Origin of the sequence: Cupriavidus sp. SS-3 (genome assembly GCF_035818815.1) — a bacterium.
GTDB lineage: Bacteria > Pseudomonadota > Gammaproteobacteria > Burkholderiales > Burkholderiaceae > Cupriavidus > Cupriavidus taiwanensis_C.
Map to the genome: position 1 here is coordinate 1 of NZ_JAYLVT010000050.1, position 1,191 is coordinate 1,191.

Annotated in this window: 1 protein-coding gene; it reads left to right on the forward strand. The window is 67.5% G+C overall.

All coding sequences use genetic code 11. The annotated features are described in order from the left end of the window. Positions 1-1,191: acetate--CoA ligase (locus U9J39_RS29365; RefSeq protein ID WP_326348798.1), on the forward strand; the 1,191-nt coding region annotated here is incomplete at both ends.

Here is a 1,191-nt window from a genome sequence, read left to right on the forward strand (position 1 = left end):
CCAGCCCGATACCTGCGAGGCCGAACCCGTCGGCGCCGAGCATCCGCTGTTCGTGCTCTACACCTCGGGCTCCACCGGCAAGCCCAAGGGCGTGCAGCACAGCACCGGCGGCTACCTGCTGTGGGCGCTGATGACGATGAAGTGGTCGTTCGACATCAAGCCCGACGACCTGTTCTGGTGTACCGCCGACATCGGCTGGGTCACCGGCCACACCTATATCGCCTACGGCCCGCTGGCGGCCGGCGCCACCCAGGTGGTGTTCGAGGGCGTGCCGACCTACCCGAACGCCGGCCGCTTCTGGGACATGATCGCGCGCCACAAGGTCAGCATCTTCTACACCGCGCCGACCGCGATCCGCTCGCTGATCAAGGCCGCCGAGGCCGACGAGAAGATCCACCCCAAGCAGTACGACCTGTCGAGCCTGCGCCTGCTCGGCACCGTGGGCGAGCCGATCAACCCGGAAGCGTGGATGTGGTACTACAAGAATGTCGGCAATGAGAACTGCCCGATCGTCGACACCTTCTGGCAGACCGAGACCGGCGGCCACATGATCACGCCGCTGCCGGGCGCGACGCCGCTGGTGCCGGGCTCGTGCACGCTGCCGCTGCCGGGCATCATGGCCGCCATCGTCGACGAGACCGGACAGGACGTGCCCAACGGCAGCGGCGGCATCCTGGTGGTCAAGCGCCCGTGGCCGGCGATGATCCGCACCATCTGGGGCGATCCGGAGCGCTTCAAGAAGAGCTATTTCCCCGAAGAGCTCGGCGGCAAGCTCTACCTGGCCGGCGACGGCTCGATCCGCGACAAGGACACCGGCTACTTCACCATCATGGGCCGCATCGACGACGTGCTGAACGTGTCGGGGCACCGCATGGGCACGATGGAGATCGAGTCGGCGCTGGTGGCCAACCCGCTGGTGGCGGAAGCCGCGGTGGTCGGGCGCCCGGACGACATGACCGGCGAGGCCATCTGCGCCTTCGTCGTGCTCAAGCGCTCGCGCCCGAGCGGCGAGGAAGCGGCCAAGCTCGCAACCGAGCTGCGCAACTGGGTCGGCAAGGAAATCGGCCCGATCGCCAAGCCCAAGGACATCCGCTTTGGCGACAACCTGCCCAAGACGCGCTCGGGCAAGATCATGCGCCGCCTGCTGCGGTCGCTGGCCAAGGGCGAAGAGATTACGCAGGACACCTCGAC